The organism is Pradoshia sp. Z3_51 (genome assembly GCF_058215915.1).
In genome coordinates this window covers 13,811-29,012 of sequence record NZ_JBZAJC010000009.1, presented here as the reverse complement: position 1 = coordinate 29,012, position 15,202 = coordinate 13,811, and the positions used below count along the sequence as shown (strand labels likewise).

The 15,202-nt window shown below is 36.3% G+C and carries 16 protein-coding genes; 4 read left to right on the top strand and 12 right to left on the bottom strand.

Annotated features, from left to right (window positions below):
• Nucleotides 1-28: 28 nt before the first annotated feature.
• The 3 genes from AC4BHA_RS14880 (at nt 29) to AC4BHA_RS14870 (ending at nt 3,422) form a co-directional block, all read left to right on the top strand.
• A complete protein-coding gene (locus AC4BHA_RS14880; RefSeq protein ID WP_490551951.1) occupies nt 29-1,771 on the top strand; it encodes a glycoside hydrolase family 13 protein in 1,743 nt (580 codons plus the stop codon).
• A gap of 795 nt (nt 1,772-2,566) precedes the next feature.
• Entirely contained in the window at nt 2,567-2,950 is a 384-nt protein-coding gene (locus tag AC4BHA_RS14875) for a hypothetical protein (RefSeq protein ID WP_139891451.1), read from the top strand.
• Nucleotides 2,940-3,422, top strand: coding sequence for an endolytic transglycosylase MltG (locus AC4BHA_RS14870; protein WP_139891452.1), 483 nt, complete (start codon nt 2,940-2,942; stop codon nt 3,420-3,422). Before AC4BHA_RS14875 ends, AC4BHA_RS14870 begins: the two co-directional genes overlap by 11 nt.
• Nucleotides 3,423-3,544: 122 nt before the next feature.
• On the opposite strand, the gene AC4BHA_RS14865 is transcribed toward AC4BHA_RS14870, so the two are convergent.
• The 4 genes from AC4BHA_RS14865 to asnB all read right to left on the bottom strand — a co-directional run bounded on the left by AC4BHA_RS14865 (nt 3,545) and on the right by asnB (nt 7,172).
• A complete protein-coding gene (locus AC4BHA_RS14865) occupies nt 3,545-4,471 on the bottom strand; it encodes an aminoglycoside phosphotransferase family protein (protein WP_490551953.1) in 927 nt (308 codons plus the stop codon).
• Between the two features lie 109 nt (nt 4,472-4,580).
• Complete coding sequence (locus AC4BHA_RS14860) at nt 4,581-4,988, bottom strand: hypothetical protein (RefSeq protein WP_490558857.1); 408 nt, start codon at nt 4,986-4,988, stop codon at nt 4,581-4,583.
• Nucleotides 4,985-5,191 (bottom strand): helix-turn-helix transcriptional regulator, encoded by a 207-nt coding sequence (locus AC4BHA_RS14855; RefSeq protein WP_490551957.1) that lies wholly within the window; start codon nt 5,189-5,191, stop codon nt 4,985-4,987. The genes AC4BHA_RS14860 and AC4BHA_RS14855 overlap by 4 nt, the downstream gene beginning before the upstream one ends.
• Before the next feature lie 130 nt (nt 5,192-5,321).
• Nucleotides 5,322-7,172 (bottom strand): asparagine synthase (glutamine-hydrolyzing), encoded by a 1,851-nt coding sequence (asnB, locus tag AC4BHA_RS14850; protein ID WP_490551959.1) that lies wholly within the window; start codon nt 7,170-7,172, stop codon nt 5,322-5,324.
• A 221-nt stretch (nt 7,173-7,393) separates the two neighbouring features.
• Here asnB and AC4BHA_RS14845 point away from each other — a divergent pair, with 221 nt between their 5' ends.
• Nucleotides 7,394-7,963: a DUF2777 family protein gene (locus AC4BHA_RS14845; protein ID WP_066101611.1), complete on the top strand. Its 570-nt coding sequence runs from the start codon at nt 7,394-7,396 to the stop codon at nt 7,961-7,963.
• A 176-nt stretch (nt 7,964-8,139) separates the two neighbouring features.
• On the opposite strand, the gene AC4BHA_RS14840 is transcribed toward AC4BHA_RS14845, so the two are convergent.
• The 8 genes from AC4BHA_RS14840 to AC4BHA_RS14805 all read right to left on the bottom strand — a co-directional run bounded on the left by AC4BHA_RS14840 (nt 8,140) and on the right by AC4BHA_RS14805 (nt 15,033).
• Nucleotides 8,140-8,676: a DUF1572 family protein gene (locus AC4BHA_RS14840; RefSeq protein WP_490558856.1), complete on the bottom strand. Its 537-nt coding sequence runs from the start codon at nt 8,674-8,676 to the stop codon at nt 8,140-8,142.
• An 83-nt stretch (nt 8,677-8,759) separates the two neighbouring features.
• Nucleotides 8,760-9,293 (bottom strand): DNA topology modulation protein, encoded by a 534-nt coding sequence (locus AC4BHA_RS14835; RefSeq protein ID WP_140461144.1) that lies wholly within the window; start codon nt 9,291-9,293, stop codon nt 8,760-8,762.
• Between the two features lie 196 nt (nt 9,294-9,489).
• The gene (locus tag AC4BHA_RS14830) at nt 9,490-10,050 is read right to left on the bottom strand and encodes a DUF2238 domain-containing protein (RefSeq protein WP_490558855.1); all 561 of its coding nucleotides are present in this window, start codon (nt 10,048-10,050) and stop codon (nt 9,490-9,492) included.
• Nucleotides 10,051-10,483: 433 nt separating this feature from the next.
• Entirely contained in the window at nt 10,484-11,176 is a 693-nt protein-coding gene (locus tag AC4BHA_RS14825; RefSeq protein WP_490558854.1) for a copper homeostasis protein CutC, read from the bottom strand.
• 246 nt (nt 11,177-11,422) lie between these two features.
• Nucleotides 11,423-12,271 (bottom strand): GNAT family N-acetyltransferase, encoded by an 849-nt coding sequence (locus tag AC4BHA_RS14820; RefSeq protein WP_490551966.1) that lies wholly within the window; start codon nt 12,269-12,271, stop codon nt 11,423-11,425.
• A 124-nt stretch (nt 12,272-12,395) separates the two neighbouring features.
• Complete coding sequence (locus tag AC4BHA_RS14815; protein WP_066101632.1) at nt 12,396-12,752, bottom strand: YisL family protein; 357 nt, start codon at nt 12,750-12,752, stop codon at nt 12,396-12,398.
• Between the two features lie 80 nt (nt 12,753-12,832).
• Nucleotides 12,833-13,717 carry a fumarylacetoacetate hydrolase family protein gene (locus AC4BHA_RS14810; RefSeq protein WP_148630870.1) on the bottom strand — a complete coding sequence of 295 codons (885 nt, stop codon included), beginning with the start codon at nt 13,715-13,717 and terminating at the stop codon, nt 12,833-12,835.
• 125 nt (nt 13,718-13,842) lie between these two features.
• Nucleotides 13,843-15,033, bottom strand: a complete 1,191-nt coding sequence (locus tag AC4BHA_RS14805; RefSeq protein WP_066101635.1) for a DUF418 domain-containing protein — start codon at nt 15,031-15,033, stop codon at nt 13,843-13,845.
• Between the last annotated feature and the right edge of the window lie 169 nt (nt 15,034-15,202).

Here is a 15,202-nt window from a genome sequence, read left to right as displayed (position 1 = left end):
ACTTGTATATTGAGAGGAGAAAGGTTACATGGAAAAAGCATCTGTTATTCACTTTGCAAGAGATCAATTTATGTATAGTTCATCATTAAACTCCATTACGATTATGATCATGAGTAAAAAAGATGATATTGAAAAGATGGAGTTACTATATGGTGATCCCTATGATTTTCAGGGCAGTGAATGGATTTACAAAGCAAAAAATATGGACTATACCGGCAGTGATGAACTGTATGATTATTGGCGTTCTACCATTGATCTTCCTCACCGCCGAGCTCGCTATACTTTCCGTTTAACAGATAAGAATGCTAAAACAGCCTATTATTCTGAAAAAGGTTTTTACGAGGAACTTCCTAAAGTCGGCCTTCTCTTTGCTTTACCATATCTTCATCATACAGAAGTATTCAGCGCACCAGAGTGGGTTAAAGATACTGTTTGGTACCAAATCTTCCCCGAACGGTTTGCAAACGGGGATGCAAAATTAAATCCTAAAGGTACTTTGCCATGGGGAAGTGCCGCACCGACACCAACCAATTTCTTTGGCGGTGACTTGGCAGGGGTCATCGATCATTTAGATTATCTCAAGGATTTAGGCATTACTGGAATTTATTTCACCCCTGTATTTCATGCTTATTCCAACCATAAATATGACACCATTGATTATATGGAGCTTGACCCTCAATTTGGAACGAAGGAAACATTAAAACGACTCGTTGAAGAAAGCCACAAGCGCGGTATAAGGGTCATGCTTGATGCGGTATTTAATCATAGCGGCTATCATTTCAAGCCATTCCAGGATGTATTAGAAAAAGGAGAGGATTCCAAGTATAAGGATTGGTTCCATACGCGCAGCCTTCCAATGGTTGAAGAAAATCTCAACTATGATGCCTTTGGTTTTGTAGAAACAATGCCAAAATTAAATACAAAGAATCCAGAAGTAAAAGAATACTTGCTAAATGTGGCTAAGTATTGGATCCGTGAATGCAATATTGATGGCTGGAGACTAGATGTAGCCAATGAAGTAGATTTTGATTTCTGGCGTGATTTCCGTAAAGCAGTCAGATCTGAAAAAGAGGATGCATACATACTCGGCGAAATTTGGCATGATTCCATGCCGTGGCTGCGTGGAGACCAATTTGATGCTGTAATGAACTATCCATTCTTAACTGCAATATTGGAAATTTTCGCCAAAAGCACCATCACACCTACACAGTTTGCTGAAAAAATGACGAAGGTTTATCATATGTATCCACATATTGTGAATATGGCGGCCTTCAATTTAATCGGAAGCCATGACACACCTAGGATTTTAACAGAATGTGAAGGTAATCTTGATAAAATCAAACAAATTTTCACGATATTACTTACCTTTACGGGAACGCCATGCATTTATTATGGCGATGAAATTGGACTAGATGGTGAAGATGATCCCGGCTGCCGTAAATGTATGCCTTGGGAGGACAAAAATCAAGACCTCGAGCTTCGTAAGCATGTGCAATCCTTAATTAACTTACGTAAAGATCATAAGGTCCTCGCCAATGAAGGTGATCTTCTCTTTGTAGCTCATGATCCTGATGTAGTTATGTATAAAAGAGAAAGCTCTGACTCTCTTGCCTATGTGTGCATTAATCTTGGCAAACAATCAAAGTCTATTTCTTTGAAAGAATGGAAGAGTGCTAAGCCACTTTACATGGATTCTAAAAGTCAGTGGAATGATAAAGGTCAGATTACACTTGCCGAAGACGGATATACGATTCTTTCTGTTTCTAAATAAAGTATCTATAAAGCCGCCTGTTTTTGGGCGGCTTTTTTCAACAAAATGCTTTCCATTCTTCAGCAATTATCTCTATAAAACTTACCATAGATACAAATACTCCACTTAAGGACTGTTTTTATCTTAATTTTTTCCTCATGATAATATCCGTTTCTATATATCCTAATTTCTCATATAAATCTCGTGCCCACTTATTGTGACCAAAGACGTGAAGCCCTATATAGTTAAGACCCTGATTTTGGGCGAAGATTTTAATTTCTTACATTGCCTCTTTTCCATAACCAAGTCCTTGATTATCCTTCCAAATATTAATCGTTGAAAGCTGAGCAAGCCAAATCATACCTACTTCTCTCTCTTCCTCACGAATAGAGAATAGGTGATGATTAGCGGTATCTTTTCCATCAGGTAATAACCTTTTAAATTCTGCAGCAGCCTGATCAATTGCTTCTGCCTCCTTCCAATTACCAGCCTTTACGTGTTCATTTGCATAGTTTTTAATTGCATAACTTGATAATTTTGAAACTCATCTGATTTCATTTCTTCCAATCTAACCATTGCCTTCCTCCTATTAAATGAAACTTATCTATAACTTACCTGCTTTAACTCACACCTAAATATTCACTATATTACCAATAAAATAACAAGTTATGTATAACAGTCATCCATATCGCTTGTTAAAGAGCACTTTTTTTGAAAAGAAGATTACAAATTTTTTTCTTTTGGGCAATTTCTGTCGTAAATGCTATTTTTACATGTATAATAAGTAGAGTATTTTTATAGGAGGATTTAAGACAAATGAATCTAGCTTTAGTTATCTTATTTAGTACAGCTGTCGTTTTACTTCTTATTTCATTTATGAAAATGAAAAAGCAAACGAAAGAGGAAAAAAAACAGTTAGACAGTTATTATGCAGTCATGCTCGATGAAACGAACAAACTGCAGGAGCAAATCAATAAATTAGAATTAAATGCAGAGGTTACTGCTCAGGAAGCTGGCATCATGGGTCATCACTCTGAAGAACGCCAAGTTATGGTGAAAATGCTGGACTTATATAAGCGCGGCTATTCCACTAAAAGTATTGCCTCTATGCACAAACTTACGGAGAACGAAGTAGTAGAACTGCTTGCTCCATACGAAGGTCCTAGCCAAAGAAGGAGGAAAATAGCCAATGACGCCTAAAGTTCTGAGTAGCTTTGCTGCAGGGATTATTGTGGCAGCAGGTGTATGCGGCGCCGTATATTTTTCCTCCTCTGAGGAAGAAACGGTTACTCAAGCTGCAGAATCTCCAAAAAATACCGTTACTAAAGAAATGACAGAAGATGAAATGAAAAATGAGCTATCTTCTTTGGGATATGTTATAAAAACAGAGGACGAATACTCCGCTGAACTGCAAAAAGCAGAGCAAACTGCAAAAGAAAACTCTAATCAGCAGGATCAACAAGTTGTCTACAAAACAGTAATCAATGTAGCTAGCGGAATGACTAGTATTGATGTTGCTCAAGCGTTGGTTAAAGGAAAAATCATTAAAGACGCTTCTAGCTTTACGAAAACGATCGAAAGCAGGAAGTTGGAAAACAAACTGAAACCTGGCGTATTTGAAGTGGATAGTACAATGTCTATGGATGAAGTCATTAACCATATATTCAAGTAATATAATGGCCGGGAGCCTTGGAGACTAAATTTACTCTGAAGGTTTCCGGCTTTATATATATTGTTTCATTCTGTTTTTCTTCTAGTATAATGGATTAATCCTCCAATAACTTTCTATTTAGTTCAGAGATTTAAAGAGCAGCTATTCAACACAGCTTCTGCTAATATAATATCTTTCTTAACACTTGAATATTCTCCACCATCCTCTATACACCAACACACGCTCATAAGAGTTTCGACATATAGGCATTGTCTTATAATAGAATCTGGGATAGTAAGCTCTTTTTCTAAAACTCCAATGATATAGTTTATTTTCTTATACGTTTTCCTATCTTTTTCATTATCAAATTCATTTAATATAAAACGCGGAACATCAAACACTGGGTCACCGATGACACCTTTAGGATCAATAATTATATATTCTCCATCCATACCAAGAAGGATATTGTCATGATGTAAATCACCATGAAGCAACGCCTTTTCAGAATACATAGTTGAAATCGATAAATAAATATTTCTCGCTTTTTTCATACATAAATATAGCTCTCTACAATCTTTTTGTTTGCTCATGTAATTTGTTATTCGATCGAGCCATTGCATATAACTAGGATAAACCACAGATTTAGATGGGAAGATATGAAGTCCTTTGTAAAGGTGACAAAAAACAGATAATCTTTTTCCAAGTGAATTCTCTTCTCTCAAAGATGTTCCAGGCTGTATACAGGCTTCAAGAATGACACCATTTTCAATGTCCGCTTCAATTACTCCACAAAATCCCTGCGCATGATATTGACATAATGTATGATATTCTGTAACAATCTCTCCTAAAGAAGGATCACCTAGTTTCAGGACCACATCACCATATTTTTTAGACTGACATTTAAACACTACCTTTGCGGAATAAGACGGAATGAATTGCATAGCTGTTAAATCCCACTTGTCAGCATAATATACAAGATCTAACAAGACTTTCTTATAAAAATCCAGCCCAAAGCGATTAATTATCTTCTCACTTTCGTTTTGACTGAAGCAAAAAGAGAAATCAATCAATATACTACCTCCGTCTCATATTTTTTTATGTAGAATCACTTTTTTCTTAGACCTTATAAAGCTGCTAAACCATATCTCTATATACTTATTCATCTACAAAATTATTTCCTTATTTCATTCTTAGCCGGTAAACATAATACAAAGGTGTAAGACCACAGATAAAAATAACACCTCCTACAAGCAGACCTTCCCCCCATCCATAGCCAGGTGTAATTGAAATGAGAGAGGCAGAAATGACTACAATAGCTGTCAATACTATTAAACTTATCATAAATGATTTTTTAGGATTAATGTTTTCTTTTTCATATTCGATACTCACACTCATTGATAAATAAGCAGACACAACAGAAGTTAATATAAATAAAAACCAAAGAGGATTTGAACGCATTTTTTCAAGGCCGCCCTGAAAAAAATCGTATCCAAGTATACATAGAATACCAAGTGTTTGTATGATATAAGCTATTTTAATATTTTGTAAATTTTTGAAGATAAGCCTCTCATCTGTAATCTTTTTCATTCAATATCCTCCTTTTCAATCCAAAAGATTTCATCTAATTTTGTATTTACTGTATAGCAAATTTGCAAGCATAGCTTTAATGATGGGTTGTATCTCCCTTTCTCAATAAGACTAACCGTTTGTCTTGTAATACCAACAGCTTCAGCCAATTGCTGTTGCGTCAAGCCTACTCTTACACGAGCAACTTTTACTAAATTTTCCATAATACACCTCGATGTTAAAGTAACATATATATTCCATAATGTAAAATATAAATTACATAACGAGATTCTTCAGTTATACCGTATTTTGCACGAGAAAAGGCTGCCATGGTATTGGCAGCCTTCGTTTTACTTATGAATCCTCCAAAATAATATTGTAATGCTTAAACCATATATGCACTTGAATTAAATAAGCAAGTAATTGCGGACCGGACATCAATTGCCCATACCATGGCTTTTTAAATGAAGATCCTCCAGTATCAACAAGGGCTTTCAGCTGATCTCTATCGAAGAATTCGAATAGCGGGGAATCCCCATCCTCTAATAATTCCTCAAGCCAATCCTTCACAAGCTTTGTATAAAGAGGATTATGCGTTTTCGGATATGGGCTTTTCTTTCTGTATAAAACATCTTCTGGCAGGATCCCCTTCAAGGCTTTCCTTAGAATTCCCTTTTCCCGGTTACCGGCCATTTTCATATCCCACGGTATATTCCAAGCATATTCCACTAGACGATGATCTGCAAATGGAACACGTACCTCTAAACTTGCTCCCATACTCATTCGGTCTTTACGATCCAATAGATTGGTCATAAACCAGGTCATATTCAAATAAAATAACTGCCTTCTTTTTGTTTCCAAGTCGGATTCTCCCGAAAGCAAAGGTGTCTCCTGTAGGCTTTCTTGATATTTATGCTTTACATACTCTTCAAGAGATAGCTTTTTTCTCCATTCTTGTCTAAGTAATTGATTTCGTTCATGGATAGAGCGCATCCATGGAAAAGTATCGTTTGATAATTGTTCAGGATTATGAAACCATGGATAGCCTCCAAAAATCTCATCCGCACATTCTCCAGAAAGACCGACGACATAGTCCTCTTTGATTTTTCTGCAAAACCAAAGCAAGGAAGAATCGATATCTGCCATTCCCGGTAAATCTTTTACAATTACGGCCTCTCCCAAATTATTTATCAGTTCTTCTTGACTGATGACACAATAGTGATGTTTCGTACCAAATTCCTGATTCATTAGTTCAATCCAATGTCCATCCGCATTGGGCTGGAATTCATTCGCTTGAAAATGGGCAGCATTATCCTCATAATCAATCGAATACGTATTAAGAGCAGGTTTCCCATCCATCTGATATTGCTTGGCTGCGATTGCTGTAATGGCACTTGAATCAAGTCCGCCTGATAGGAATGTACATAACGGAACATCTGAAACCAATTGTCTTTTTACAGCATCCGTCACTAGAAAACGGACCTTTTCTACGGTTTCATCCAGACTCTCCTGATGTGTTTCACTCTTCACATTCCAATATCGGTTAATTTTAAGTCCTTCTCTATTAAAGGTTAAGGTATGTCCTGGGCGGAGTTCGTGAATATTTTTAAAAACCCCTGAACCAGGTGATCGAGATGGACCAAGTCCGAATATTTCTGCAAGTCCTTCTCTTGTCAAAACCGGCTTGACTGCCGGGTGAGCCATAATAGCTTTTATTTCAGAACCAAACAAAAATTGGCCATTTTTCAGGGAATAAAAAAAAGGTTTCACCCCTAATCGATCCCTTGCCACAAATAATTGTTGTTTGGCTTCATCCCAAATCGCAAAGGCAAATATCCCATTAAAAAAATCCACGCATTTTTCTTGCCATTCTATATAGGCAGTTAACAGAACTTCGGTGTCCGAATGGCCAGTAAATGAATATCCTTTTAATAGTAGTTCTTTTCGAATATCCTCAGTATTGTAAAGTTCACCATTGTAGCATAGTACAAATTGATTCCCATTTTTTTCACGGATCATAGGTTGTTTTCCACAGAGCGGATCCACCACAATGAGCCTTTTATGTCCCAAACCGACATGTTGGCTATCCCAAATATTCGTGTCATCCGGTCCACGTTTTGAGAGTGTATTTGTCATTTTAATGAGAATCTCTTTCTCTTGATCAATAGATCGATTAAATTCAACCCAGCCAGTAATACCGCACAAAATGCATCATCCTTTCAAACAAGCAAATGGCCCATTCCTGCTAACATGATATGCATCTTACACAAAGTTGTTAATTGTCCAACTTTAAGGGGTGGGGTTATAAAAGAAGATGCTTATGTTAAGAAATAGAAAACAGTGCCATAAATTTTATCATTACAAAACGGATATGCAGTAATTTGAGTTCTACATAGACTCTTTTATCTGCACTTGGAGGCGCACAAATGAAAAATCAACTTAGAAATCAACTATTAAGTAAACAGCTGCGAGCATATACAGAAGGAATCTTTGAAAACATCAATGATCAATGGGTCTTCTTCGATGAAGAAACAGATGAGGCATACCCACTTGAGGAATATATGAATAATGAGATATCCATTTATCGTAATAATCGTTGGAGAAAAGGGACATTAGTAGAAGACGGGAAGCTTTTATCGGGCAAAGAGCTTATTTTTATAAAAGATGAAGACCAGGTTCGTATTAAAAAAAATTTACAATACTCTTTGGAACGATTACTGGAGGAATTAAGGGATGATGCTTTCTTTCAATTCATCACGACGTTAAACAGCATGGATTTCTCTGCTTATGACTGTATCTATGGCTATAACCAATTATCCTTTTCATCTACAGCCCAGTCATCAGGCACGAACTTTTTCATTTTTGATAATGGTGATTATATCTGCTCTGTCCACCACCATTTTAACGAGCACAACAAAGAACAAAACCGCTTTGAATTTACCCTAAATACTGGAAAACGAATGATCATTGAAAAATTAGTAAAGAACAAGGATTAAGGACACTGGCAGCTCATTTCATTTTCACACATCTCCAATCCATTTTAAATCGTGATAACCTAAAGTACTTTCAGCTCGTGAGCACTTTAGGTTATATACTGTTTACTTCAAGTGACAGGCTGTCTGCTATAGGCAAATTACTTTTTAGAGGGGTTTTATTAGGAGGATACCCTATTTCAGGATTGATGTTTTTTCAGCATTTGCTGCAAATAAGCTTCTGATTGGCCTTTTGGTATACTAAGACTTTCCCACTCTTTACTCTTTATTTGTTTACCTATATAGACGATTTGTCCAATGTGATACGCATAATGAGCTAATTGTCTCTCGATTGCGTCTATTACCACAAGACTTTCGGCACGTATATATACTTTCTTTAATAAATCGTCTCCGCTTAAATTATGTAATTCTTTAAAAAGAGTATTCCATCCGTCTTCTAAAATACCGATCATTTCATCCTTTGTTAAAAGATGATTTATAAATTCCTGTTCCCGATTTCGATTAGGCTTCTCTCCATCCGAATTCAGGAAATCGGTCCATCTAGATACCATATTGCCGCTTAAATGCTGTACGATAACAGCTACACTATTGGATTCCTCATTTAAAGCCCAATGTATATCTTCTTCTGATAATTGTGAAACTGCTTTATCTCCAAGACTTTTAACACTTTTAAATCGTTCCTTAATAATCCTTAAATACTCAGTCTCCATACTCATCAGTATCCTCCCACATCATAAGTCAGGAAATTTTCTTTCATTAACCGTAAACATATTCTTGTTTAAAATCTACTTTGAACAATTTAACCAATATCAATAAAAAAGTTTTCTATGCTGCGGAAAGAGAATAGACACCATCCCATCCATCCAACTTTTACATATAAGCTATTCATTATCATCTTAATTACTGCACTTACAGATACCGTTTTGGTTTTTTGCTTTTTTGGATATTCCCAGATCCATTTTAAAAACTCGAAAGAAAATCTCTCCTCACAGCCTTCTCCCATATCTGGTCTTGTTTTATTTTGATATTGGAACATTCTTTTAAATGCTCTGTAAATGCAGATTGTTCTCGGTATATCAAGAAAGATTATCGTATCGGCTGCATTTATCCTTATATCCATCGTGCTACTGTAATTACCATCAATAATCCAATATTCTTTTGTTACTAACTCATATTGAACCTGTATTTGTTCCTCTTTAGGAACGCCTACCCATTTAGGTTTCCAAAATAATGAATCAAGATGATAGACATTTATATTCAACTTTTCACCTAGTTGTCTTGCTAAAGTTGATTTCCCTGAACCTCCAGAACCAATAAGCATGATTTTTTTCATATGATTCCCCTGTCAAAATAAAAGGTTTTAATTCTAAAAACTAAAGACAATATCCTTCTTCTATTACCGAACCTCAATATTATAATTTCAACATAATTAGTGTTAATCCTTCTTAAATCAACGTATCTAATGAACTCAAGCGAGTATTCCAAAATAGTAAAAATGCCGGCCACAATCATGCGGCCGACTTCATTTATTATTTTCTGATGATAAGGTAAAAAACTGCGCTAATAATCCCACCAATCAATCCATCCATCATATCAAACATCGTATCCTTATGATCTCGCCCTTGAGCGGTAAAATGAAATAATTGATCGCCCGCAAACTCAAGCAGCTCCCATGCACCAGCTAGACAAAGCACAAAGATAACCATGAGACTAGCCAGAAACGCTTTCGGCAATTTTTGTGTAAGCTCCTCACCAATTATCTGCCTAGTTAGTACCAATGCTGCATACCCAAGCCAAATCCCGGAGGTAACATGAAGGAAATCATCAAAGTGCTTAATCGCGTACCCTCCGCCAAATGTACCAATTCCAACTGAAATGAAAATAAATATATACGTCATCATCATAAGCGGCCCGTCAAGCGGCTTTTTTGCTTTCCATTGCCAACCTCCTAAGACTACTAAGCTCATACAAGTTAAAATACCCATAAATCCTTTCGTACTGTCACCTTCTATGAACATTATTATCGTTGCAACCCCCATTAACAGTGTAACTATCCAAAACGTGATTGTTTCGATTTTAATTCTATGCATCACTGTTTCTCCTCTCGCTGTCAAAAAAGTATATTTAGTAATAAAATATGCTGTATGTATGGATGCGTTTTATATTCTAATAAATAAAAAATGCCGCACATTTGGCGGCAGCATCAAGTATGATCCATCTGAACAACTAGCTCAATTAACATTACTCATTGTTTTGGTAAGAAAATTAATATGGACACCGCTATGCTACATGATATTCACACACTTCACTAACATAGCAAAATGCTTCTATCCTATTAAATAGATATGAAACTACCATTTGATGAAAAGAACACTTTATAATTTGAAGTGTTTTTTTATCTTTTGGGCAACTTGTTCTGCACTTAAATCTGTATTGTTAATTCTCAGGTAATTTTTCTTGTTTATCTCACCTTCAAGCGAATTTAATCGTAAGTTTTCCATTTAAAACGGGTCTTTTCTCCCATCACTTTCTTCCAAATAACTCGAGTAAGTACTCTATTTTTTCGGTGTCGAACCCATTGGCAAAAGAACGGTCTTTTCGGACCCCTGACCCAAAATGGTATTCCTTTGCATTCAGGAATGAATGCAATTCCTGAATATGCTCCTTAACCAGGCCACCGCCGATTAATATCTCAGGACCCGACCATACATCTGTTAAAGTAATCAGCTGCTGTAGTGTTTCCCTGCCTTCATAGGCTCTTCTTTCACCGCCGGAAGTTAGAATTCGCCTTACATGCTGGGAGTACTGACAAAGTACTTTAAGTCCCTCTACATGAGATTTTAGTTCATCGAATGCCCTGTGGAACGTAATATCAAAATGCGGTACTTCCTTTATCACTTTCTCCAGTAGAGCCTGATCGATTTTCCCGTTCCTCAAGCAGCCAAATACAATCCCTTGTACACCCAAATCTGAAAAGGCTTGAAGCTCTTCTTTCATCGACATCCAATCGAACTCATCATATTCAAAAGAATAGCTATGCGGTCGCAGCATCACCTGAACAGGTATCTTCACATTTTCGATTACACGTTTTATTGTTCCATAACTTGGGGTTAGTCCGCCTTCCGACATGGCAGACACTAATTCCAAACGGTTAAATCCAAGCTGCTCTGCTTTAATGGCATCTTTTTCATTTTCCACTATACATTCCAAAATCATATTATCACCTGCTGCTAGTTCACATTATTTAATCCACGGGATGATATCCCTATAGAGAAAATTATTATTTTATAAACTTCATTATAACAAAACGAACCGAGCGTTATTTTATAAAACAATCAAAATATAACCATTGGTCTAAATAGTAAGATTGAATACTATAAGGGTTTTCACCTTACAAATATAGGTTTAACCCCTTCCCTCTGTAAGTATCTGTGAGTATCTGTAAGTTCAAAATCACAGTCACTAATTCCTTGGAATCACGACAGCATTGCACGCTTTTTCATAAAATTCCAGTGGTCCAGCCTGCCCGATGATTGCATATTCATAGCCTATTTCCTGCATCTCTCTTAAACAATGATGAAGGAGAATGAATCCTATTCCTTGGACTCGATTTGATAGAGTAGTACCCATCGGACCGAACAATCCCTTCCTTTTTCTTACTACATCAAAGCAAGCGAATCCAATAATTTGGTTATCGTCTAAAGCGATGAAAATAGGAATATTATCTTTTAAAAACCCATTTTCAATTGAGTCTAGCCACCTAGCTCCAAATTCACTTTCCACAAAGACTTTTAACGATGCGGCATCATTTGGCTCCGCTTTCCGATAATTTATATTACTTGTTAAAATACTTGGGAATTCATAATCCTTCAGAGGAACAGCCATATCTCTCGGGGAAGACATTATTCCAAGTATGCTGGAAACATCTAAGCCATCCAATATGGAATAGGTTGAAAAATCCTTACTTTTAAATATTGCATCAGAAAGATGTCCTTCATTTAAATAAATCTGGTTAAAGCGTTTCATTCGGTTACTTGCATGTATTAACACCTGATTAGTCGATAAAGAAATGTTCATTTTAAAGGGCTCATAACTGATTCCATGTTCGTAAGTATTCGAGTACACTTCTTTAATCCGCTTAACTAATAGCTCCCGAAGTTCTGGATTCTTAATAGATAGCTCAGCACAGACACCTGTCCTTTCAAGCAACATTCCTAATACTAAATGAACTGGATAAATGATATTAGTTGTCCTTTTGGCTTCTATTTCTGCATATTTAAAAATTCTCAAGGTACGTTCCGTAAATCTCAAGAACTTCATCTCCCTTCTGAATTTAAATTAATTCTAGAAGTAAAATGAAAAAACCTTTTATTATAATAAATTAGGAATTAGATTAAATAAAAAAAAGCCCAGTCTCTATCGACTGAGCCACTGCTTATCCGAATAATTGAATACCAATAGGTAATCTAAAGCCTAGCAATAACACTAAAACAAACGCAATCCAAAACTGGATGAAGAAAGATTTGTGATTCTTTCCTTTTGATCGCTTCACGTTTGTCATTTCCATTGCAGCGATTACCCAAACACCAATAATCGTCTTGGCGATGTATTCACCACTAATATTGGAAACATTCATTAACATCATGATACCTGTTGCAATAATTAATATGTATAGTACCCTATTAATCATCATCATTATTTTTAAATTTTTACCTGTCATTTTTAAAGATACTAAGAACACAACAATAGATAATACCCACATAAAAATATGTTCATAAGTAGACCCGCTCATAAAATCCCCCCACTTTCAGCAATATTCAACATAATAGTAGCATACTAGGTTGTATTCTACGAACATTATGTATTTACAATTTATTTAGAAATGATAGATTTTAAAGTCCCAATCGATTCTATAGTTATTTCAATCACATCCCCGTCTTTTAAATAACGCGGTGGTTTAAACCCTTTTCCTACTCCTGCCGGTGTACCGGTCGCAATAATGTCGCCAGGCTCCAGCGTAATTCCCTTCGAAATAGTAGCGATGATTTCGTCAATTGGAAACAAAAATAATGACGTTCTGGCATGCTGCCTTGTTTCCCCGTTTACTTTTGTTTTAATTTCCAGATCATACGGATGTGGCACATGATCTTTTGAAACAATCCATGGACCCATTGGACACGTACCATCCAGGCTTTTTCCCAGGAAATATTGCTGATGTTTTGATTGCAAATCTCTTGCTGTAATATCGTTTAAGATGGTATATCCAAAAACATGATCATAAGCTTTTTCACGGGAAATAGAGGTTCCCTTTTTGCCAATTACAATAGCCAATTCCCCTTCATAGTCCAGCTCATTCGTTACTTCTGTATGAAGAGGCACAACTTGTTTATGGGCATTGACTGCGGTTGGAGCCTTCGTAAATACAATCATATCCTCCGGTGGAACCCCGCCATCAAATTCAGTAGCATGTGCAGCGTAATTTTTACCTACACAAAAAATATTTTTGTGCGGACGCGGCAGAGGAGCCAGCCATATTAAAGAGTCGATTGATTTACCTTCTGTTTTCTCTGCAGCTTGTACCCATCCCTGAAGCTTTGGCAGCCATGTTTCAGATTCTTCAATCAAAGCCTGTAAAGAAGTTGGCAATCCTTTCAGTACCTCACTGGATTGCCTAATTACTTCTAAAGAATAAAATAAATCCTGATCAATCAGTCCTGCTACTGCTTGTCCATTATCATTGACGGTTGAAAATTTCATCCTTCCCACATTCCTTTCATATTGGTTTAAAACCATTTATGCAGCTCTTCCCTGCTACTAAAATGACAAATTACGTATCTCTATCCTTTTAAGCTATACTCTTATTAAACTGCGTTCCACCTTTATTAAAATGTATCATATACCTTTTCCCGCTTGAATGATGCTTTGTCCCAGTAAGTAACGATTCTCCAGCCATATTCAATTGGTCCCATTCTAAAAGAGCGTAACCAATATTTTGTATATACCATTTGAAACAGGATAATCAATACAGCTAATAAAGTACCCATAAAAGCTCCCACTTCGCCATATAGCCCTAGTCCATATGAATAAAAGATCAGCGTACATAGAATGGAGTGCATAAGGTAATTTGTAAGCGACATTCTTCCCAGTCTGACAAAAGGAACAGCCATTTTTCTAACCTTTGGAGATTGCTCATAAATAAGAGTAATCCCTGTTATAATGGCCAGTGTCAGGAGGGGCCCACCAAAAATATCCTGCCAAAATTCAGTAGCATAATTTTGGCTCGACAGATACGGATACATTTTCAAAAGCAGTCCTATAGGCAATGATACAAGGAACATGATCTGTAACTTTTTCTGATGAACCTTCAGATTGGTGAGCCATTCCAATTTGGCAAAAGCCATTCCTGCCAAAATACATGGAAAAACGGATAAAAATAAAAAAAACATATTTGCCGGTCCATTGACAGCAGCCCAGTCATTAAATCTCAGTGAAAAAATCTCAGTGAACGTCCCGCTTGAATAGATTTCAATGGCTTTATTTATTTTTGAAAAATCGGTATTTAACAATCCAGATGTTGGGGTCAATAATTCGAGCAGTAGAATGAGCAGCCCAAATATTCCATAAGGAATGGTATATAACCATACTGATAAACGAAGCAATGTTTTACCCTTTAATCGATAAACAAGCAGCAAAAGTAATCCACAGACGGCATATGTGATTAAAATATCACCATGCCAAATTAAAAATGCATGAATTATGCCCAGCAATAGTAAAAAGATCATCCGCCTTGTAAATAAAACAGGAAACGATATCCCCTTTTGTTCTGCCCTAGTCATTAAAATAATCGTACCGAACCCAAACAAAAAGGCAAAAAGCGGATAAAAATTCCCCTGTGCCAAAATATCAATGAGTGCATATGTATAGAGATCTAGATTGTTATCCCAATAATCTAATTCAAGATACAAAAAAGGCGAATGAAAATCGAGCATATTGACCAATAAAATTCCTACAATTGAAATCCCACGCAGAAAATCAACCACATGTATCCTTTGTTTATCCGTTATGGATTGCAATAGAACACCCCATCTCTCCTAAAAATTTCTTATAAAACCAGTTTAGCAGTTTCTGCTAAAATCCCCTATCATAATTATCTGTTTTTTCTAAAGCAAAGAGGTTCCCTCACCTTTCAGCCCATTCCTCATATACTGTTAAAGAATTGTTAAGAAGGTAGATACAGGTATA